We start from the raw sequence: 19,914 nt of genomic DNA, 5'->3' as shown, positions 1-19,914 counted from the left end.
GAAACTGATTAGGCTTGTTTGTTCAAAAAGTTTTGGATCTGTGCGATCGCCACTTTACCCACATTGAACAGCGCCCAACTTCCAGCACCAATGATGGGTAACAGAACAATAAGTACGCGCCAGTCAAAATCCATAGTGAATTCCCCTTTTCTTTAAATTCTTAACTTATTTTCCGAGTTCTACTGACATTTTGCAATCAATTGGCTCAGTTGAACAACCCTTTGGACAGATATCGGCTCAAATTAACCCCGGAAACCCTCAGAACCCTGAAAACTCCAGGCTGGGCTGGGCTCCATAGAGGTTAGAAACCGGGTTTCTTTACAGAAATGCTGATAATTAGCCACAAATTCGCGCAGAAACCCGGTTTCTTGTCCTGCCGCCACAGCAGAGGTCAGAAACCGGGTTTCTTGACAAAAATGCTGATAATCAGCCACAAATTCGGCCAGAAACCCGGTTTCTTGTCCTTAACGGTACTAGGCTCCTAGGAATCCGCCACCTTAAAGCCCAGATCCGTCCCCTTACCCGCATGAACCAACGCCAACTTCTCATAGCGCCTTGCGTGTTCAATCAATTCAGCCGCTTCCGCTTCCGATACAGTACGCAGGGGTTTAGCCGGAATGCCCACCACCAGGGTATAGGGTGGAACATCCTTCGTAACCACGGCCCCAGCCCCGATCGTACTCCCAGTCCCCACTCGCACCCCATCCATCACCACCGCACCAATCCCCACCAAACAGCCCCGTTCAATATAGGCCCCATGCACCACCGCCCGATGGCCCACCGTCACGAACTCTTCTAAAACCGTCAGTTTTCCGGGGTCTCCATGTAAAACCGCCCCATCTTGAATATTGCTACTCGCGCCAATGATAATTTTTTCCACATCAGCGCGCACCACCGCACCGTACCAGATACTCGCCCCGGGACCCACCTCCACCCATCCCATCACCGTCGCATTCGGAGCAACAAAAGCCGCAGCAGACAGATCCGGCACCGGCCAAAAATTCGAGGAAACCCGGAGAGGTTGATTGAGATTTGTCACAATTGAGCTTGCCTTATTTAAGGAATCGCCATAAATTGTAAGCAATACCCAGGTCTCCCTAGCTATAATAAAGCCAAAATCCCTGGCGCACCTAATCCAAGCAAGTTGGCCCCCAATAGCATGATCAATTTAGCTTCGCAGTATCCTATCTTCGGCCCAGAGATTCAGTGTCCCCATTGTCGTCAGACAATCCCGGCACTGACTCTGACGGATACTTATTTGTGTCAGCGTCATGGGGCATTTGAGGCTAACCCGAACACCGGGGAACTGATTCACCTCCAGTCTGGACGGCATTGGCGGCAGTGGAATCAAGAGTGGTATCGGCAACATACCCATCCCGATGGGATTCGCTTTGAAATCCATGAAGCCCTCGATCGCCTCTACACCCAAGGGTATCGGGCAACTCAAGTGATTATTGCCCAACGCTATCAAAACCTAATTGGCTCCTACCTCGAACGCAGTTCTCCTTGGCGGGGTCAGCCGGATTCAGCAAAACTTCGACTCTATGGGTTACCCGTGGAATTCAGTCCCGAGGCAGCGGTGGAACCCTGTTGGGAAGTGATTAATTTTGAGCTGGAAAAAGAACCAGGGGTTCCCATCCGCTATCCTTATTTCCGATTGTTTGAGTAATTCCATCTAAGGCAGGGAAGATGCACCACGTTTCGATCCGGACTGCGAATATTCATCGGGCGATCGCCTTTTATTCCCTCCTTGGATTTACCGTTTGCGAACGCTTTACCGCAGGCATTACCCTCGCCTGTTGGATGGAAGGTTTAAATGGACGCATTGAACTGATTCAAATTCCCGAACCCCGTCCCGCCGCCGATGCCTTTGGAGATGAGCATTACACCGGCTATTATCATCTATCCTTTGACCTGACCGACTCCACCCCCGATCTACCCAGTTGGTTAGAACAGTTACAACAGCAGGTTTTGGACGCCACCGAGTCCAACCCAGATTTATCCCCCTTGAAGGTATTGCTAGAACCCACGCAACAACAAATCGGCGATCGCCTCTACGAAGTCGCTTTCATTGCCGATACCGATGGACTCCCGTTGGAGTTTATCCGAGTTTTAAAATCTTAAATACGGCAGATGGGGGAGATGGGGAGGATGGGGGAGATGTTCGTAGTAACGACTTCAGTCGTTGCTCTTGTGTTATGGCGTGAGCCATAACACGAGCAATCCCAGGGTCTAACCCCTGTCTGCTTGTAGACTGGAGACAGAGCCTGAGATGGGCGTTACTAGGCTTGAACCAAGTAACGCGGAAACGACTGAAGTCGTTACTACGAACGAAGAGAACGACTGAAGTCGTTACTACGAACGAAGAGAACGACTGAAGTCGTTACTACAAACGAAGAGAACGACTGAAGTCGGGACGTTGAACATCTCCCCACCCATTCCCCCGGGATGATACATTCGGGAAGGAAACCTTCGCAATTTTCCTCAAAACTTATGACTGTCCTCCCCATCCTGCGATCGCCTTTAAAACTATTCCCAAGTCTATTCTTGCCAACGCTGTTCTCCCTAATGCTCACTCTGACCCTCGGATTCGGTTGGTTCGGGTCCCCAGTTCTGGCGGATCCCATTCCTACCGCGACTCTGGCAGCTCAATCTGTGACTGAAATTAAAGTCAGTTTAGGCAATCAGGCAAATGAGCTAAAGTTTTTTCCCGATCGCCTCGACTTTGTGGCCGGAAAGCAATATAAATTAGTCCTAGACAACCCCAGTCCTCAAAAACATTATTTCACGGCTAAAGATTTTGCCGATGCCAGTTATTCGAGCAAAGTTGAAGCGGGAAAGGTGGAAATTAAAGGGGCGATTCACGAACTTGAACTCAAACCCACCGCTGAGGCGGAATGGATCTTAACTCCGATGAAACCCGGAACTTATCAGTTGCGCTGCACCATTCCCGGTCATACGGAAGCGGGGATGACGGGGACGATTACCATCTCTGCGGGACCGAGATCGGTATAAAGGACTAGAACAGGTAGAGGGTCTGGAGTGACCCTTTACCCTAGAACCTTCTGGGGAATTGCTGAATAATCTGTTAACTTAGATAAAGATTCCTAGATGCATCAGGGCGATCGCCGACTGGCGCAACGCTTCCTCTTATTTATTGATGTCCATATCCTAGTTAGTTATCCCATAGATGAACATTCTTTCTAATCTACTGCCTCAGCCTGTCGGTCAATCGCGTCCCAAAAAACAGCAACGCCGGGGGATTGAGCTCAAGTCGCAGCGTGAAATCGATATCATGCGTCAAGCCTCAAAAATTGTTGCTACGGTTCTCAAAGAAATTTCCGAAACCGTGCAACCAGGAATGACCACCGCTGATTTGGATGCTTATGCGGAAAAACGCATCCGGGAAATGGGGGCGACTCCGAGTTTTAAGGGGTATCATGGATTTCCCGCTTCGATTTGCGCCAGCGTTAATCAAGAAGTGGTGCATGGAATTCCCAATAAAAAGAAGGTCCTCTGTCTCGGGGATGTCCTCAAGGTGGATACCGGCGCTTATTTTGAGGGATTTCATGGGGATTCTTGCATTACGATCGCTGTAGGAGGGGAAACCTCTCCAGAAGCAGCACACTTGATTCGGGCAGCAGAAGAGTCGCTTTATAAGGGCATTGAACAAGTCAAGGCGGGTAATTATCTGCTGGATATTGCCGGGGCGATCGAGGATTGCGTGAAGGCGAATGGGTTTAGTGTGGTGGAAGATTTCACGGGTCATGGTGTGGGTCGAAATCTTCATGAAGAACCCTCGGTGTTTAATTTCCGGACTCGGGAGATGCCGAATGTCAAATTGCGTGCGGGGATGACTTTGGCGATCGAGCCAATTGTGAATCAGGGTTCACGCCACACGAAGATTTTATCGGATAAATGGACAGCGGTGACGGTGGATAATTCCTTGTCTGCTCAGTTCGAGCATACGGTCTTGGTAACTGAACAGGGTTATGAAATTTTAACCGATCGCACCAAGGTATAGTTTGTCGGTAAAACCTGCCTCCTCCACTCGGATGGAGGCTATTTTTTTGGGGCGATCGCGCCGTACCCTGTGGGGTGACACTGCGAAAGAGGCTTTTTTACACCCTCCTACTTACCCCAAATGCGGGACCCGAAACCGGGTTTTTGGCCTAAATTCGGTGTAGATCCAGCCAACATTTTGTCAAAAAACCCGGTTTGTTTGACCGTTACTGAGCCCGGGTCCTAGATTGATCCAATCCTTCAAGAATGGGGGATCACTTGTTCACTGGGCCGATCGCCTTTTGGGGGGTTTCTGGTTCGACCCTAAAGCATTGGTACCGGATTAAATCCCCGGGATAGAAAATTGGGTTTTTAGCCCTCCGACAGTTGCTTCTGGTTTCAAATTATGGTTCAAAAACCCGGTAGTCTTCCTTATTCTGTATCCCCAGACTTCGGTGACCACATTCGCGGTTAATCTTTCACTCTCTTCAAACCCATCTCAAGATTTACGAGATTGTAAATACAGCTACGGCCTTGAAAAATTTTATCGAGTAGGATATAGTAGGATGACTTCTGTCTTCAAAAAAATTTAAGCTTTCCCGGGAAACCAAACCAATGGGAAAGTGATATAATCCGTTAAATGAAAGGCGATCGCTGAGTTCGTTCAAACCGAGCTTCAGCATCTTAGAGTATAGCATCTCGCTCAATTCAATAATAGGGTGTATGGGGGAAAAGCGATTGTGCAAGCTAAACTGCTAGGAAACTGGAACTGGGGCATCCGATGGGCGCAGATGGTGAGGCGCGAACTGTTGGTGAATTGGTTATTCATCAAAAGTGAGATATGGGTCGGAGTTGTCCCCGGATTGATTTTTCTATGTGTTGCCTGGAATTCGCAAGAATTGCCAGCAGGAGAATTCCTGCCGGTGTTAGCCGGGGGAGCACTCTATTTCTCGTTATATACTTATACGTTTTGTGTGGCAACCCAAATGATGGGGGTGGTGGGCGATCGCATTAACCAACGCGATCGCCCCCTGTGCCGGGGACTGATTTCCTATCAGGGAGCCAAGCGGCGCTGGATTGCCAGCATGGTAGGGTTTTCCGTGGTGGGATGGCAGTTGGGAGTGTTTGAATGGACTCTGCTCTGGCAACTCTGTATCATTTTACTCACATTTGGGCGCTTGGGTTTAGAATGGCCCACAAAGCACTTCTTTTTAGGACTCGGAGCGATCGCTCAAATGGCAGCAGCATGGCAGGCAGTCGCCTCAATTAACCTGGTTCAAGGGACTTGGATCTTATTGGTGGCGATTCTTTGTAGCGCCGTTGTTGGCATTCAAGACCTGAGTGATCTGGAGGGAGATGTGGCAACGGGGGTGAATACATTTCCCGTAACCTTTGGCAATGTAGGCAGCCGATTTATCCTGGGTATCGGCTTTGTGCTGTTGCCTTTAGCCATTCATGTGGGACTGTTGATGCCATCGGGTTTTAACAACCATTTACTGCCCTGGGCGATCGCCCAAGCCCTCGCCAGTTGGGGCGTAGCGGTGCGGGTGATCCTCTACCGATCGCCCAGTGCCGACCGCGATACCTACTTACTGGCTTTAGCTTGGTATTACATCGTTTTAGGGAGTGCAAGCGCTGCATTTTAGTCAGATTCAACGCTCATTCACCTCAAAAATCATCCAGAGCGATCGCCAATTATCGGCGATCATTTTTTTGCCCTATTTTCTATTGGGGAAGCGTGATGTTTGCCCAATAGAAAATAGGGCCATTTTTTGGCCGTTATTGAACGACAATTCCCCGAAATCACAATCCGGTCTGATTTCTTCTAAATTCCCGGAAATGTTGATAAATTAACCCACCCTTGTAGAGTTCCTGAAGATCCCCGATAAAAACCCAAATTGGCATCCTCCGTTCAAGAGGCGATCGCCAACAGTGACGATTGATAAAGTGTCTACTTCAATGCACACCAAGCGCAATCCAGGTTGTAAGGTAAACCATGAGCACGCTTGGCAACAATCAAAGCTAAATTGGGTAGGTTGCATCAACGACCCCACGGCGAAGGAGTGCTCGATGACAAGATAGAGAAGAAGAAGGCGATCGCAAGAGAAGCAACCATGAATAAACAGGATTTAGCATTTACACCGGCTTTGGAACAAGCGCAGCTGATTCGGAACAAAGAACTCTCGCCTTTAGAACTGACCCAGCTTTATTTAGACCGCATCGAAACCTTAGATCCCAAGCTGGGCAGCTATTTTACCGTTACCGCTGAATTAGCTTTAGCCGATGCCAAAGCCAAAACGGAACAACTCGCCACAACCGACCCGGATACCCTGCCCCCATTCTTTGGCATCCCTATTTCCATCAAAGACCTCACCGCCGTAGCAGATATCCCCTGTAGCTATGGCGTTGCAGCCCTGCGGGACAAATTACCCAGTCACGATCGCGCTGTAGTGACCCGCATCAAACAAGGGGGATTTGTCCTCTTAGGGAAAACCGCTACATCCCAATTAGGCAGTCTTCCCTTCACCGAACCGGCAGGATTTCCACCGGCGCGCAATCCTTGGAATTTAGACTATACCCCAGGGGGGTCCAGTGGAGGAGCCTCCGCCGCCCTCAGTGCGGGATTATGTGCGATCGCCCAGGCATCCGATGGTGGGGGTTCCCTCCGGGGTCCCGCTGCTTGCTGTGGGTTAGTCGGCATCAAACCCGCCAGAGGTCGAGTTTCCCTAGCGCCCCTAGGAGATTGCGTCAATGGATTACTAACTCATGGCGCGCTCACCCGCACCGTTGCCGATGCCGCTGCCATGCTGGACCTGATTTCCGGCTATGTTCCCGGAGACCCTTACTGGCTTCCCGACCCTGACCCGTCTTTTCTGGCTCATGCCACAACCAAAACCGTCAAACCCTTGCGAATCGGCTTTGCCACCAAGCTTGACCCGATTGGAGAAGCGGCCCCCGAATGTCAGCAAGCGGTCCTAGACACGGTGCAACGCCTGGAAGAAATGGGACACGCGATCGAACAAATTTCCCTAGATTTAACCGATTTACTCCAACCCCTGACCGCCATTTGGGTGAGTGGAGTGTCCTTTTCCGGGATGCCTAGAGAGATTCTGCAACCGATCAACCAGTGGTTTTTAGAACGCGGACAGCAGATAACAAGCGGTCAATACTTGCAAGCCGTCGCCCAGATGCAGATGTTTTGTCGGCGGATTGTCGCTTCCTTGGAGCAATATGACGCCTTGGTATTGCCGGTGTTTATGAGTCCAACCATTCGAGTTGGGGAATGGGCGAATCTCAGTCCCGAAGAGATTTTGCACAAGAGTTTTGAATGGGTGGCTCCCTGTCCCTTGTTTAATGCCACAGGTCAACCGGCGATCGCAATTCCCGCCGGATTTTCCTCCGGTTTACCCGTAGGGGTCCAGCTTGTAGGCCGTCCAGCAGGAGAAGCCCCCCTCTTTACCTTAGCCGCTCAACTGGAAGCCGCTCACCCCTGGATTCAGTACCGCCCCCCCATCGCCTAGGATGTCGGGACCCGGAGCAAAAACAGGGCAAGAAACCCGGTTTCTTGCCGCTAAAAAAACTCCCTCGTGAATTGGAGAGAGTTTAAACTACAGGTTGAGCTTAAAAATTAATTGACAGGAATCGTAGAACCCGACTCATTGCTCGGTTCTGCTGACTGAGGCTCTGGAGTCAATTCTGCGGGAGCTTCCGGTTCTGGGGCCTGCTGGCTTTCTACCGGAGGCGTGGCGGGTTCGGCTGACTCCGCAGGTGCTGCCGGAGTAGAGTCTGAGTTAGTTTCCGGGAGGTTGATGTTGATATTCGAGGGGGCCGCAGGCTCAGGTGCCGGTTGTTCTGCGGGAGCCTCTTGGGTTTGAGAGTTGGGGACCGTGATATTGATATTCGGGGCCGGTTGAGCAGGCGCGGGTTCAGCAGGGGGTTGTTCTTGCTCCCCGGAAGTCTCTTGGGGGACTGGAATCACTCGTTCAATTAGAGTCCGTTCTCGCTCAATCGTGCGGGTGGGTGCGGGTTCGGCTTCCGTCTGTTGAGGGGCGGGCGCAGTCGCTGGAGTAGAAGCGCCATCGCGTTGGGTCAGATAGTACAGAGTCCCTGCCCCTAATGCCACTAAGGAGGCCAGGATAATACCTAAGAATAAGCCTCGGGCCGCATTGTCATTATCGCGATCGCGCAGTTGATTTTCTCGAACGTTTTCCACGACGCGACCTTGCACATAACCTTCGTTATAACCGGCATTTTCTGCACGGTTGACTCGGGCAGCACTCGGACTGGCCGGGGGTACGCTAACTTGACCATGCCCTTGAGGTGTGCTATTCACCTCGGAAGGGGTTTGAGGAGAGGATTTGCGTTCGTTAGATTTCATAATCGGTTCTATCAAAAGTATTCAACAAATGGGGGTAGGGAACGTTGGCAGTTTGAGACTGGAAATAACCGGGTTATTGGTTTAGGCTTTTAAAAATTTCCAACTGAGTTGAAAACAAAGGGTCTACCCGGGTTTATTTTCGAGTTCATCCCTGCTTTGGGTTGGACAATCCACGAGGTCAAAACGCTCTTTCAATCAAAAAGTTTTTCCCTGAATGGTTGCTGGTTCAACGGTTTCACAATTGCTGTACACCCCTTCCTAAAAAAAAATAGTTTAATAATGAGGGTTCGAGAGTCTGACCGGGGTTAAATCCCGTCAGACGGAAAGGCGATTGTTTTGCGAATGAATCTAAAGGATTCGAGGGCGCAAAATGGCTTTTGTTCGGGTCATCCTCGGGCCGATCGCCTTTTAAAATAAGAGGGCTTGGCACAGGGGACGGGAGTTTACCCCAATGTCCCATCGAGTCTGGCCTTGCACCCTAGAGAATTTGTAGAAACTCTAGGTGCATGGGAGTCCTGATTGGTTCAGGATTCACCCTTGCTATAATTTCTACTGTACTGGATTAAAATATAGTTCGGCTCCCCCCTAGGAGGGATTTTAAACCCTTGTAATTGTGTAGAGGGATCGGTAATAATCCAATTGATTAAATGAAAATATTAAAGTGTTATTTTTGGATAAGTTTTTGGGGAACAAGCTGAGGGAAAATGAGTCTAAGCTCCGTTCTGATCGGGAGTTTAAAATTTAGTTGAGGATTGTCCCAGCTAAAGCGAATATCAGGGTTTTTATTCCCTCGGAACGAGGGGTTTTATAAGAGAAAAGGTTAGCGATCGCCCCGGGGGGGAGAACAATCCGGACTGGGCATCGGCTCACCGGCGATCGGCTCTAGTTAAGGGTTTGCCGGGGCAAGTGAAGAGAACCCCTGGATTTAAAGCCTACTCCCACGGGCGATCGCAACTCACAGATCGCCTAGAGCAACCCTATCTCCCCCTCCCACCCCCCGCTTCAAGGAATAAAATTCCAGCCCTCCCAAATAGGTCCCTAATTTTCTCAAACCGAGAGAAAATGTGGTATAATCCTGTTGTGTGAGCCTCAAAGAACAGTGCTGTCCTTTCACTCTAAAGACACAGATGCTTAAAACGACCTTAATTACAGGCTCGATTCTCCTGGGGTTTCTGTATATCGGATTTGGAGATCAATTGACCTTTCTGCCCAAAGAAATGCAGACAACGAGCCTCCAAACTCGCACCAGCCTCACGAAATTTGGCACCGGACTCATCCCGAAGTGGGTTTCTAACACTAAAGAGAAACCCGATGCGTTTGAGCGAACGGAACAACAACTCCAGCAAGAACAAAAGGCTCCGTGATGGAATCCCAGGCATTCCCAACCCTTTGCCCATTCCATTGCACCAAAGACGCGCCCTAGAGCGCGTCTTTGGTTTTTCTACTACGACTGTAGCGGTAGCGGCTTATTTTTTCTTGAGCCAGCTAAACATCGCCCGCAAATCTTTTCCGACTTCCTCAATGGGATGTTCGGCTTCTTGTCGGCGCATGGCGGTAAATCCAGCCTTACCGGATTGATTCTCTAACACGAATTCCCGAGCAAATTGTCCCGTTTGAATTTCCTTGAGAATTTTCCGCATTTCGGCGCGGGTGGTATCGGTGACGATCCGAGGACCGCGCGTGTAGTCTCCATATTCGGCGGTATTGGAGATACTGTCGCGCATGGTGGCGAGTCCACCTTCTACAATCAAGTCAACAATCAGTTTGACTTCATGCAGACATTCAAAATAAGCCAATTCGGGCTGATATCCAGCTTCCACCAAGGTTTCAAACCCGGCTTTAATTAAGGCACTTAGGCCCCCACAGAGCACGGCTTGTTCACCAAACAGGTCCGTTTCGGTTTCTTCGCGGAACGTTGTTTCTAGGATACCGGCGCGGGTGCCGCCAATGCCTTTGGCATAAGCCATTGCGCGATCGCGCGCTTGACCCGTAGCATCTTGATACACCGCAAATAATGCCGGAACCCCTTCTCCCTGTTCATAAGTCCGACGGACCAAATGTCCCGGTCCTTTCGGTGCCACCATCACCACATCCACATCATCCGGCGGGACCACTTGTCCGAAGTGAATGTTAAAACCGTGAGCAAAACACAGTACATTGCCTGCGCTGAGATTCGGCTCAATTTCATGTTTATAAACCGACTTTTGGACCTCATCCGGCAACAAAATCATAATCCAATCAGCAGCTTTCGCGGCGTCAGCAACGCTATGGACGGTCAATCCGGCGTCTTTTGCTTTGGTGGCTGATTTGCTGCCCGGATACAGCCCGACAATGACGTTCATGCCACTATCTTTCAGGTTGAGGGCGTGGGCGTGACCTTGAGAGCCGTAACCAATAATTGCAATGGTTTTTCCGGCTAATAGGTCCAAATTTGCGTCTTCGTCGTAGTACATCCGGGCCATAACAGACGTCTCCTTCCAGCAAGCTTCGTAAATATTGCAAACTTCGTATTGTATCAGATAAGGGGAAGGATTCCAAGGTTCTGTTTCGTTTTTCAACGGCAATTGTAGGGTGGGCACTGCCCACCGCAACTCATGTGGGCAGTGCCCACCCTACAATTGCTGGGGGATTGGGTTCTATTTCATTGCGGCGGCTTAAGGTTACCCTAGAAATCGTAGGCTCGATATCTTGTCCCAGGAAGGATAGAACCGAATGGATGAAGTGGTAAAAAAGGTGGCCGCTTTGGGACTGCCTGGAATCATTCTGGCGATCGCAATGGCAACGACTGGGTTAACAGGTTCAGCGGCGATCGCTGCTGCCTTAGCCATGTTGGGGGGTCCAGCAGGAGTCCTTGGCGGCATCGGCGTTTTGGGGATCACCGGGTTAATTGCGGAATATCTGACCCGGGAAAGTCTTGAACAATTACTCACCGATGTCTATCGGGTGCGGGCTCGTACCGAACGCACCCAGGTGGTTTTAGGGGAGTTGGAGTGGTTACCGATTTCTGAGGAGTTGAAATCTCGTCTGGAATGGGAAGTTCGACAAGTAGGCAACCAACAAGCGAATTTTGCCACCTCGATTGGACCCGTGACTCAGGAGGCGATCGCCCTTTTAGATCAGGTTAAGGGCATTAACTATGCTTCAGACGGTGACTTGAAAAATTCTCGTCCGATATTTGTCCTCCGGGATGGGACGGTGCTCCGCACCTGGAAAAATTGGTTAGGAATTGACCATATTTTCCTCGCGGATACCCAGGGGAATATTATTTATGGGGGATTTGTCAATTGGGTGGATAGCGACTCCCTGAATGAGGCGATCGCCCGGATTCGCACAGACTTTTCTTAAAATCCGAACTCTGAACAGATGCGATAAACTAGCTAAAACTGAAGCCAGTGGTGTGTGTTGTGACTCAAAACCGAGTAAACTTCAACAACCGAAAACCCCCGATGCCACCGGGTACCTTGTCGGCACTGAATTATTATGCCTTGCTGGGCCTTTCCAAGGGGGCAACGGTGCCGGAAATTCGGCGCGCTTATCGGGAACTGAGCAAGCGCTATCATCCCGATACCTCCTCTCTTCCCCAGGAGGAAGCGCGGGAAAAGTTTCAACAGATTAAGGATGCCTACAAGACTCTGAGTAATGACCGAGAACGACATCTCTATGATGTGAAATTGAGACTAGAGCGGGACGGAATGGGGGGAAATGGGGTATCATTACCCCCGCACTGGAAACGCACCCCTGACGCTGCTTATGGGCGGTCTGTAGGGACGGGTCGAGAGCCGTCTGAGCGTCCTTTGTCCGGTGGGGAGTTGTTTGTGCTGTTGATTCTGGGGATCACGTTGATCGGTTGTTTGTTGCTGGCGATCGCGATCGGGTTAACGCGAGAAAATGTGCCCTTACCCTACTTATAAACTTATTTGAGCAAGGCTAAATTTCATGACTTTACCTTCATCGGATACCCCGCTTTATAACCATGCGCTTCCGGCGATCGAGCAATGGTTAGAGGACCAGGGATGCGAACAAGACCGAACGGAACTGCACTGCTGGCGAGTAGAACGCCCGAGTTGGAATGCAGAACTCGTCCTGGATGTGGATCACGTCAGTGTCCGTTACACCCATGCTGAAGGTGGGGTGCAAGATATTCAACGCTCCTTCAAATATTCCCTCAGTCGGCGAGATATTGAAGAAGCGATTTTTAGTGGACCCTAGGGGATTGGGGTCGTTGGTTAACGGCGGAGAATGGGGGAGGGTTAGACTTTGCCGAAACGTCGTTCTCGTTTTTGATAGGAACGGAGGGCGTAATGGAATTCTTCGCGGTTAAAATCTGGCCAGAGGGTTTCGGTGACATAGAGTTCCGAATAGGCGACTTGCCAGAGGAGAAAATTGCTGAGGCGCATTTCGCCACTGGTGCGGATCAATAAATCGGGGTCCCCGACTTCGGAGGTGTAGAGATGGCGTTCAAATAACGCCTCATCGATTTGTTCGGGTTGGATTAAACCTTGCTGCACCTGTTCGGCGATCGCCCGACAAGCTTGGACGATTTCCTGACGACCCCCGTAATTGGTGGCGATCGTAAAGTGAATCCCCTTATTATTGCGAGTATTTTCCACCGATCGCCCGATTTCTTCTTGGAGGGATTTCGGCAAAGAGTCTAAGTTTCCCACAAAGTTAATCCGGACATTTTCCTCCATCATCTCCTGGAGTTCTTGGCGCAGGACCCGCTCAAACAGGGTCATCAAAAAATTGACTTCCTCTAAGGGACGCCCCCAATTTTCACTAGAAAACGCATAAACCGTGAGGGCCTGAATTCCCCAATCGCGACAGCAGCGCAGGAGGTCCTTGAGGGTATCGACTCCCCGCCGATGCCCCATAAACCGGGGCATTCCATGAAGCTTCGCCCATCGACCATTTCCATCCATGATCACTGCTACGTGCTTGGGGAGTCTCTCTGCGTCGAGGTCAGCAGGCAACTGTTGTAAAGCTGATGGCTTGGTAATCATTTTTTCTCCCGTGAAGCCGATGATGGAAGACGGAGCAAGCGTAGCACGAGTCCGACTGCTTTTGATAGTAACTGACGGCCTAAATTTCGCAAATCTGGAGCAACGGGTTCCCGTTCGACGGTTTGTGAAAATCGGGCTTGTAGTAGTTCCTTGAGTTTACTACTGGTTAACGGTCGATTCAGGGTGCCTTTTTCTGCCAAAGAGATCGACCCGGTTTCCTCGGAAACCACGACGCAAACGCAGTTTTCGACTCGTTCTGTAATCCCCATTGCGGCCCGATGGCGGGTTCCTAACTGTCGCGAAGCGGTGCGATCGGACAAGGGGAGAATCACCCCGGCGGCCATAATTCGCGAGGCGCGAATTAATAGCGCCCCATCATGCAACAGGGTACTGGTCTGAAAAATGGTCTGCAAGAGTTCTTTAGAAACTTCGGCATTGATTTTTACTCCCGGAACGGAAAAATCCCGTTCGTCGATGGGACCGCTGGTTTCTAAAATCATCAAAGCGCCGGTGCGGTTTTGGGAGAGTTCCTTGACGGCATCGACGATTTCATCAATGACGCTATCGGGTTTAGGAATAATCTGGCGGTAGGGTTGAAACAGTTGCCGGATTTCGCCTTTACCCAGTTGTTCGAGAAATCGGCGGAATTCCGACTGAAGAATTACCGCCATTGCCACGGCCGAACCGATCACTAAGTTATTGAGAACAAAACTCAACAAATTGAGTTGAAGGCGGCTACTGATTGCGGCTGCGACCATCAGAATGATAAACCCGCGAACGATCCACAGGGTGCGGCGCTCCCCAATGATGACGAGCACCATATAGGTCAGGGCCAAAACCAAGAGGATATCCAGGGGAGTTTTAATCCAGGTTGTCCAAATTTGGACCAAGTGAAGCACCAAGGACTGAGTCCAGTTCGGGTCGATCGACAATTGCTCCCACAAATATCCCATCGGATCTCGATTAACCTTGCGCTTCTACATGACGAGATTGATAGGCTGGCAACTTCGCCAGCCTCTTGCTTTTTCGTGGGTTTTAACCCACAGGTGGTTGATCCCAAGCGGTTGTCCACCCCATTGCGATCGCCCCAACACTAGAATCAGTGTTTAACCCGTTATATGGCTCAACTTCAGAAGTTTTAAGGGCTCACACCGCCGGTCCTGGGCCGAGATCAATGGCGATTAACTCAGATGAGCGAGTCTTTCAGGTAGGCGATCTTGTCGAATTAAATCTTCGTAAGTTTCCCGGGCCAGGATGATATTCGCAATGCCATCTTTGACTAATACGGCAGCGGGTCTGGGCACCCGATTATAATTCGAGGCCATGCTGTAATTGTAAGCACCTGTGGTCATGACGACTAGAATATCGCCGCTTTCCGTTTTAGGCAGACTGGCTTGATGAATTACGATGTCCCCCGATTCGCAATGCTTACCGGCTATGGTAACAGTTTCCGTCAGAGGTGCGGACATCCGATTGGCAACAACGGCTCGATAAACGGATTGATAGGTAATTGGACGGGGGTTATCGGACATCCCGCCATCGACGGAAAGATAGGTGCGGATTCCAGGGACCTGTTTTTGTGCGCCTACGGTGTAGGCGGTGACGCAAGCGGGCCCAATCAGCGATCGCCCGGGTTCACAGAGCAATTTCGGTAAAGCCACTTGTTGGGACTCGCAGGCTTCGGTAATGGCTTCGCTGACGCCTTTGACCCATTCCTCAATACTCGGTGGGTCGTCGGATTCCGTATAACGAATGCCTAATCCGCCTCCGACATTCAGTTCAGTCACCGGGAGTTGGTAGGCAGAGGCTTGTTTTAACCACTGTACCATCACACCTGCTAGGTCCCGATGGGGTTGCCGTTCAAAAATTTGGGAGCCAATATGGGCATGAAGTCCAATGCAGTTGAAAACGGGATGCTGTTGGACAAAGGCAAAGACTTCTTCGATTTGGTCGGGATCAAAGCCAAATTTACTGTCGAGGTGTCCGGTGCGGATATATTCATGGGTGTGACACTCGATCCCCGGGGTGAACCGCAACATGATCCGGATGGCGGACTGTCCAGTTTCTGTGGCGATCGCCACTAATTGATGCAAGTCTTGCCAGTTATCAGCAACGACGGTACAGCGACTGGCAACGGCAATTTGTAACTCTTCTTTAGATTTGTTGTTGCCATGCAGATAAATTTTTTCCGGGGGTAAACCGGCTTCTAGGGCCGTGTACAGTTCACCGCCACTGACGACATCAATGCCAAGGTTTTCTTGGCCGACGATCGCGCAGATTGCCAAGCAATTCCAGGCTTTCGATGCATACAAGACTTGAGACTGACCTTTATAGTACCGAGCAAAGAGGTCCCGATACTGTGTTGCCCCTTCTCTGAGGGTGTCTTCGTCCACAATATAAAGGGGGGAACCGAACTGCTCGACCAAGGTAACGACATCACAGCCGCCGATTTCTAGGCGATCGGCTTCGTTGACTCGGGCGGTGAGGGGGAGTAGTTCTTGGTTTGGCGATCGCGTCTCAGTGGCGCTACTGGATTGAGTTAGATACTGACGGCCTGTTTTTTGAACCGCCTGGGTTTGAATGGATACCATATTTAACAATTTGTATGAGGTTAGGTCGATCCGCGTAAGTGGCTTCGTTTTCCAGTGTACAATCGTCTCCTGTCCTTTCTCCAATCAACCTCGGCTGTTTTGTGCCTGATCTATTACTCAACCGACTCACCCCCGACCTGTTAGAGTCTGTCGTGGAACTCGATCAGCGTTCTTTGGGCGGAATGTGGAGCTTTGATGCCTATCAGCGCGAGTTCAACAGTCCTAACAGTGATTTGCTGGTGTTATCGGTTCCCTCAACACCGGACTCTGCTGATTCCCCAGACTCTCCTCCTGTTTCTCCTCTGGTGGGCATCGGTTGCCTCTGGTCGATTCTGGAGGAAGCTCATATTACGGTTCTGGCGATTCATCCCGATTATTGGCATCAGGGGTTCGGTCAGTCTCTGCTCTATGGACTGTTGGCTTGTGCTTGTCAGCGCGGACTGGAATGGGCCACCCTGGAAGTGCGTCGCTCTAATCAATCGGCTTTGTCCCTGTACCAAAAGTTTGGCTTTAGAGAGGTGGGTTTTCGCAAACGGTACTATAAAGACACGGACGAAGATGCTCTAATTTTTTGGCTCTCCGGTTTGCATAAACCCGAATTCACGGACAGTTTAGGGCAGTGGGAAGTCATGGTGCGCGATCGCCTCGGACAATCCGGCTGGTCTTTATCCGTCCATCTTTAGGATGATGATTTTTGGCTAGTTTTTGGTATAATGTTATCAGGTTTTCTGAAACGTTAAAAACCACTTTTAAAAGTTGGGGTTTCATGACGATCGCAATAGCAGACCCAGGGTCTGACTGTTGAATTTTTCATGGACGAGTTAAACAGGCTTCTTTCTTACCTTGTCTAGTAAAACCACCCTAAAATATCTCAGGGGGTATATATATGCCAAAACTACTGTCTACACTACTGACTTTCGCGGGAGTCAGTCTGAGTCTGACCGCGATGGGACCGGCAACGGCAATGAATTCTGAACCGTTCATTGCACAGGGTCCTGAAACAACGTCCGAGTCTACTGAGACGATGGCGCAAACGGATATGGGCGATCGGGCTGATTTAGAACGCGGGATTAGTGATTTTGACTGGGATCTCCCCAATCAAAACCCGCAGACTGAATTCGGTACGCCTCTGCTCCTTCCCATCCGCCTCACTGCTCCTTCCCAGGAAAACGACGGTGATGGGTTAGCGGTTAAAATCGATTTCACTCGGTTAGATCGGTTGGAACAGGTCGAGGGCCAACAGTGATTGATTTGAGATTAAAGGGGAGGGTGGCAGTCGCTACCCTCCCCTTTCTCATGGCGTCATTCCTAATTAAACCGTCACCCCTTCTGTAATCCTTTGGGAACAGAGTCTTTTTAAATCATCCACTAAAATTCCTAACAAATTCATCGCCTCAACCTCCACGGCGACAAAAGCATTCGTAAAGGATTTAGTCCCGTGGCGACGGTCTAAAATCGTTTGACCTCGGGTATAATTTCCATCGGTTTCTACTGTTACCCACCCGCGCCGAAATAACAAGGTTTCTGGATAAAATAAATAAGCAACGGTGACGGCATCATGAACTAAAAATCCATTGATTCCAGCGGTTTCTCGATGTCCCAAACAAGACTCGCTCATAAATTGACCCAATTGGTGAATAAACTGGGCTAGTTTAAGGTGAGGATATCCCTGGGCGATCGCCTCGGTCATCTCCACCGTTAAAATCAGCTTCCGCGTCACATCCAACGGCAAAATTACCACATCCTCCCGACTCTCCAAAACAGCGACTGCCGCCTCGGGATTAAACGCTACATTAAACTCTGCTAGTGGGGTCACATTTCCTGGTACATTAAACGCACCTGCCATTAACACCACTTCCTTCGCCAACCGCAAAATTCCCGGTCGTTTCTGTTCCGCTGCCGCCAAATTGGTCAGCGGTCCCAACCCAATCACCGTCACCTCCCCCGGTGCAGATTCTAACGTTTCAATAATCATGTCATCCGCATAAGGTGCCGCCGCAAATTGTCGAGGAGAATCCGACAATACATGAGATAAATTGCCCATACCATCTATCCCATGTACTTCAGAAGCATCCCCAATTGTCCCACCCTCCCAAACCACACTCCGGCCCACTTCCACCGATTCAAACCCACCTAATGCTAAGACTTTACAAGCACTGGCAAAGGTCAATTCAGCGGAAACATTTCCCGCAACAGTCGTCACTCCCACCCATTCGGCAAACCCTTGTTTCACCAAACTTTGCAACCACAGCAATGCAAAGGTATCATCTCCACCGGGGTCTGTATCAACTAGAATTTTTCGGGGACATGGTGTCAAGAGTTTACCGGACATAATTCCTCGGGGATGCTTTTAAAAATCATAAAAACCGATTTGAAGTTGCAACTACGGCGGGGGTTAAAACCCCCGCCGTAGTTGAGGATAATAAAAACCAACCCATTCAAGGTTGCAACTCTAGGAACTGAGATTCTCCTGGACAGGTTAAAATCAGTTTAATTAATTAAGACTTTTGAGGTTTTTTACCAGACCGATAGAAGGGCTTTTTAACCACAGTTCCGGGATAGGTTTTTCCCCGAATTTCTACCTCAATGAATTGACCCGGTTTACTCAGTTCTAGGGGTAAATAAGCTAGGGCGATCGCCTTTTCTAAAGTCGGAGACCAACTGCCACTCGTCACCTCTCCCACAGGTTTACCTTCCGATATCACCGGATACCCATGACGCGCAATATAACGACCCTGCATTTCGATTCCCACCAAGCGCCTTGTCACCCCCGTTTCCTTCTGCTTTGCTAACACTTCCCTGCCAATAAATTCCCCTTTGCTATCCAGATGCACTAACCAACCCAAACCTGCTTCTAAGGGGGTTGTGCTTTCGTCGATATCTTGACCATAAAGCGCCATTGCCGCTTCCAAACGCAGGGTATCTCGACAACCCAAACCACAGGGAGTTACCCCCAAATCCAACAGCGATCGCCACAGGGTTATTCCAGTTTCTGGATTCACCATCACCTCATACCCATCTTCCCCAGTGTATCCCGTGCGGGCTAAAAATCCATTTCCCCCGCATACCGACCCTTGTAAATGTCCAAAAGGTTTCACCGAAGACAGATCCACTTCCACAAACTGTTGCAGTTTCTGCACCGCTTCAGGACCTTGAACAGCGAGTAATACCTTTTGTTTGGATAAATCCTGGAATTCCACATCGGACCCTTGGAATTGTGCTAATAACCACGCTTTATCTTGTGCACAAGTGGCAGCATTCACAATTACCTGAGCAAAATGCCGTCCGGTTCCATCCTGTCCTTGATCATAAAAAATAATATCATCTAAGATGCCACCTTTGGCATTCAAGAGAACCGTGTACTGACCCTCACCGGGTTGTAACCGAGACAAATCCGAGGGGACTAATCCTTGCATTTGCGTCAGCAAATCTTTACCAGAAAGAGAAAACATCCCCATGTGGGAGATATCGAACATTCCCGCAGCGGTTCGGACTGCTTGATGTTCCGGGTTAATTCCCGAAAATTGCACCGGCATTTCCCATCCAGAGAAGGCAGTCATCCTCGCATTCAAGGCGATCGCCTCCTCATACAGGGGAGTTCGGGACAAGGGTTGTGCCGTCTCATTTGCTGCTGTGGTTGCCACTAATGTTACCTCCGGTTGGGTGAAATCCTTCCTATTTTAAGGGAAATTGCGTCCGGTGGCAGGTGGAGAAAAGGGCGATGGGGAAACCGGGGAATACGCTTGCTGGTTCGATCCGTTTTGTGCTTATATTTTTTCTATACATCTACATCAATTTGCTATAAAATATAGTAGGGTGGGCACTGCCCACCTATTTATGGTGGGCAGTGCCCACCCTACTAGCGTGTCTAGGCTAAAATTGTGGGTAAAGGTGATGCAATTTAATTCGAGCGTCTTCTGTAGAAAATCGCCATTTAACTTGT

General features: G+C 49.9%; 21 protein-coding genes. 12 read left to right on the top strand and 9 right to left on the bottom strand.

What is annotated here, in order from left to right; all coding sequences use genetic code 11:
* Positions 1-8: 8 nt before the first annotated feature.
* Positions 9-134 (bottom strand): photosystem II protein Y, encoded by a 126-nt coding sequence (locus NG795_RS26910; RefSeq protein ID WP_207086580.1) that lies wholly within the window; start codon positions 132-134, stop codon positions 9-11.
* 347 nt (positions 135-481) lie between these two features.
* Positions 482-1,039 (bottom strand): gamma carbonic anhydrase family protein, encoded by a 558-nt coding sequence (locus NG795_RS26905; RefSeq protein WP_367291682.1) that lies wholly within the window; start codon positions 1,037-1,039, stop codon positions 482-484.
* A gap of 120 nt (positions 1,040-1,159) precedes the next feature.
* Between NG795_RS26905 and NG795_RS26900 the strand changes: the two genes are divergently transcribed.
* The 6 genes from NG795_RS26900 to NG795_RS26875 all read left to right on the top strand — a co-directional run bounded on the left by NG795_RS26900 (position 1,160) and on the right by NG795_RS26875 (position 7,523).
* Entirely contained in the window at positions 1,160-1,669 is a 510-nt protein-coding gene (locus NG795_RS26900; RefSeq protein WP_367291681.1) for a TIGR02652 family protein, read from the top strand.
* 20 nt (positions 1,670-1,689) lie between these two features.
* Entirely contained in the window at positions 1,690-2,124 is a 435-nt protein-coding gene (locus NG795_RS26895; RefSeq protein ID WP_367291680.1) for a VOC family protein, read from the top strand.
* Positions 2,125-2,493: 369 nt separating this feature from the next.
* Positions 2,494-3,015, top strand: coding sequence for a plastocyanin/azurin family copper-binding protein (locus NG795_RS26890; protein WP_367291679.1), 522 nt, complete (start codon positions 2,494-2,496; stop codon positions 3,013-3,015).
* A gap of 175 nt (positions 3,016-3,190) precedes the next feature.
* Positions 3,191-4,024 (top strand): type I methionyl aminopeptidase, encoded by an 834-nt coding sequence (map, locus tag NG795_RS26885; RefSeq protein WP_367291678.1) that lies wholly within the window; start codon positions 3,191-3,193, stop codon positions 4,022-4,024.
* Between the two features lie 718 nt (positions 4,025-4,742).
* Entirely contained in the window at positions 4,743-5,648 is a 906-nt protein-coding gene (locus NG795_RS26880; protein WP_367291677.1) for a UbiA family prenyltransferase, read from the top strand.
* Between the two features lie 468 nt (positions 5,649-6,116).
* Positions 6,117-7,523: an amidase gene (locus NG795_RS26875; protein WP_367291686.1), complete on the top strand. Its 1,407-nt coding sequence runs from the start codon at positions 6,117-6,119 to the stop codon at positions 7,521-7,523.
* Between the two features lie 107 nt (positions 7,524-7,630).
* On the opposite strand, the gene NG795_RS26870 is transcribed toward NG795_RS26875, so the two are convergent.
* On the bottom strand, positions 7,631-8,380 hold the full coding sequence (locus tag NG795_RS26870; protein ID WP_367291676.1) for a hypothetical protein: 750 nt from the start codon (positions 8,378-8,380) through the stop codon (positions 7,631-7,633).
* 1,127 nt (positions 8,381-9,507) lie between these two features.
* Between NG795_RS26870 and NG795_RS26865 the strand changes: the two genes are divergently transcribed.
* Positions 9,508-9,744 (top strand): hypothetical protein, encoded by a 237-nt coding sequence (locus tag NG795_RS26865; protein ID WP_367291675.1) that lies wholly within the window; start codon positions 9,508-9,510, stop codon positions 9,742-9,744.
* Positions 9,745-9,846: 102 nt separating this feature from the next.
* On the opposite strand, the gene ilvC is transcribed toward NG795_RS26865, so the two are convergent.
* On the bottom strand, positions 9,847-10,842 hold the full coding sequence (gene ilvC / locus NG795_RS26860) for a ketol-acid reductoisomerase (RefSeq protein ID WP_015151192.1): 996 nt from the start codon (positions 10,840-10,842) through the stop codon (positions 9,847-9,849).
* Between the two features lie 250 nt (positions 10,843-11,092).
* Here ilvC and NG795_RS26855 point away from each other — a divergent pair, with 250 nt between their 5' ends.
* The 3 genes from NG795_RS26855 to NG795_RS26845 are packed head-to-tail and all read left to right on the top strand — an operon-like array spanning position 11,093 to position 12,589.
* Positions 11,093-11,725, top strand: a complete 633-nt coding sequence (locus NG795_RS26855; protein WP_367291674.1) for a hypothetical protein — start codon at positions 11,093-11,095, stop codon at positions 11,723-11,725.
* Between the two features lie 59 nt (positions 11,726-11,784).
* Positions 11,785-12,291: a J domain-containing protein gene (locus NG795_RS26850; RefSeq protein ID WP_367291673.1), complete on the top strand. Its 507-nt coding sequence runs from the start codon at positions 11,785-11,787 to the stop codon at positions 12,289-12,291.
* Positions 12,292-12,316: 25 nt separating this feature from the next.
* On the top strand, positions 12,317-12,589 hold the full coding sequence (locus NG795_RS26845) for a DUF3143 domain-containing protein (protein WP_367291672.1): 273 nt from the start codon (positions 12,317-12,319) through the stop codon (positions 12,587-12,589).
* A 41-nt stretch (positions 12,590-12,630) separates the two neighbouring features.
* Here the strand turns inward: NG795_RS26845 and uppS are convergent, their stop codons facing one another.
* The 3 genes from uppS to lysA all read right to left on the bottom strand — a co-directional run bounded on the left by uppS (position 12,631) and on the right by lysA (position 15,971).
* Positions 12,631-13,380, bottom strand: a complete 750-nt coding sequence (gene uppS, locus NG795_RS26840; protein ID WP_367291671.1) for an undecaprenyl pyrophosphate synthase — start codon at positions 13,378-13,380, stop codon at positions 12,631-12,633.
* On the bottom strand, positions 13,377-14,333 hold the full coding sequence (gene cdaA, locus NG795_RS26835) for a diadenylate cyclase CdaA (protein ID WP_367291670.1): 957 nt from the start codon (positions 14,331-14,333) through the stop codon (positions 13,377-13,379). The genes uppS and cdaA overlap by 4 nt, the downstream gene beginning before the upstream one ends.
* A gap of 228 nt (positions 14,334-14,561) precedes the next feature.
* Complete coding sequence (gene lysA / locus NG795_RS26830; RefSeq protein WP_367291669.1) at positions 14,562-15,971, bottom strand: diaminopimelate decarboxylase; 1,410 nt, start codon at positions 15,969-15,971, stop codon at positions 14,562-14,564.
* Between the two features lie 101 nt (positions 15,972-16,072).
* Here lysA and rimI point away from each other — a divergent pair, with 101 nt between their 5' ends.
* Together rimI and NG795_RS26820 are read left to right on the top strand one after the other, a co-directional pair.
* Positions 16,073-16,654 carry a ribosomal protein S18-alanine N-acetyltransferase gene (gene rimI, locus NG795_RS26825; protein ID WP_367291668.1) on the top strand — a complete coding sequence of 194 codons (582 nt, stop codon included), beginning with the start codon at positions 16,073-16,075 and terminating at the stop codon, positions 16,652-16,654.
* Between the two features lie 203 nt (positions 16,655-16,857).
* Positions 16,858-17,217: a hypothetical protein gene (locus NG795_RS26820; RefSeq protein WP_367291667.1), complete on the top strand. Its 360-nt coding sequence runs from the start codon at positions 16,858-16,860 to the stop codon at positions 17,215-17,217.
* Positions 17,218-17,283: 66 nt separating this feature from the next.
* On the opposite strand, the gene NG795_RS26815 is transcribed toward NG795_RS26820, so the two are convergent.
* Both NG795_RS26815 and gcvT read right to left on the bottom strand, forming a co-directional pair.
* Positions 17,284-18,303 (bottom strand): nucleoside hydrolase, encoded by a 1,020-nt coding sequence (locus tag NG795_RS26815; protein WP_367291666.1) that lies wholly within the window; start codon positions 18,301-18,303, stop codon positions 17,284-17,286.
* Between the two features lie 166 nt (positions 18,304-18,469).
* The gene (gcvT, locus tag NG795_RS26810; protein WP_367291665.1) at positions 18,470-19,615 is read right to left on the bottom strand and encodes a glycine cleavage system aminomethyltransferase GcvT; all 1,146 of its coding nucleotides are present in this window, start codon (positions 19,613-19,615) and stop codon (positions 18,470-18,472) included.
* Positions 19,616-19,914: the final 299 nt, after the last annotated feature.

The organism is Laspinema palackyanum D2c (assembly GCF_025370875.1).
GTDB lineage: Bacteria > Cyanobacteriota > Cyanobacteriia > Cyanobacteriales > Laspinemataceae > Laspinema > Laspinema palackyanum.
The sequence above is the reverse complement of the archived record's forward strand: the minus strand, read 5'-3'. Positions and strand labels throughout refer to the sequence as shown.

Excerpts from the sequence above, each read along its gene's own strand:
- NG795_RS26895 (WP_367291680.1), top strand. The coding sequence starts at position 1,690 with ATGCACCACGTTTCGATCCGGACTGCGAATATTCATCGGGCGATCGCC.
- uppS (WP_367291671.1), bottom strand. The coding sequence starts at position 13,380 with ATGATTACCAAGCCATCAGCTTTACAACAGTTGCCTGCTGACCTCGAC.
- NG795_RS26870 (WP_367291676.1), bottom strand. The coding sequence starts at position 8,380 with ATGAAATCTAACGAACGCAAATCCTCTCCTCAAACCCCTTCCGAGGTG.
- NG795_RS26890 (WP_367291679.1), top strand. The coding sequence starts at position 2,494 with ATGACTGTCCTCCCCATCCTGCGATCGCCTTTAAAACTATTCCCAAGT.
- map (WP_367291678.1), top strand. The coding sequence starts at position 3,191 with ATGAACATTCTTTCTAATCTACTGCCTCAGCCTGTCGGTCAATCGCGT.
- NG795_RS26900 (WP_367291681.1), top strand. The coding sequence starts at position 1,160 with ATGATCAATTTAGCTTCGCAGTATCCTATCTTCGGCCCAGAGATTCAG.
- NG795_RS26820 (WP_367291667.1), top strand. The coding sequence starts at position 16,858 with ATGCCAAAACTACTGTCTACACTACTGACTTTCGCGGGAGTCAGTCTG.
- cdaA (WP_367291670.1), bottom strand. The coding sequence starts at position 14,333 with ATGGGATATTTGTGGGAGCAATTGTCGATCGACCCGAACTGGACTCAG.
- NG795_RS26910 (WP_207086580.1), bottom strand. The coding sequence starts at position 134 with ATGGATTTTGACTGGCGCGTACTTATTGTTCTGTTACCCATCATTGGT.
- NG795_RS26855 (WP_367291674.1), top strand. The coding sequence starts at position 11,093 with ATGGATGAAGTGGTAAAAAAGGTGGCCGCTTTGGGACTGCCTGGAATC.
- NG795_RS26875 (WP_367291686.1), top strand. The coding sequence starts at position 6,117 with ATGAATAAACAGGATTTAGCATTTACACCGGCTTTGGAACAAGCGCAG.
- NG795_RS26815 (WP_367291666.1), bottom strand. The coding sequence starts at position 18,303 with ATGTCCGGTAAACTCTTGACACCATGTCCCCGAAAAATTCTAGTTGAT.
- lysA (WP_367291669.1), bottom strand. The coding sequence starts at position 15,971 with ATGGTATCCATTCAAACCCAGGCGGTTCAAAAAACAGGCCGTCAGTAT.
- NG795_RS26845 (WP_367291672.1), top strand. The coding sequence starts at position 12,317 with ATGACTTTACCTTCATCGGATACCCCGCTTTATAACCATGCGCTTCCG.
- NG795_RS26865 (WP_367291675.1), top strand. The coding sequence starts at position 9,508 with ATGCTTAAAACGACCTTAATTACAGGCTCGATTCTCCTGGGGTTTCTG.
- ilvC (WP_015151192.1), bottom strand. The coding sequence starts at position 10,842 with ATGGCCCGGATGTACTACGACGAAGACGCAAATTTGGACCTATTAGCC.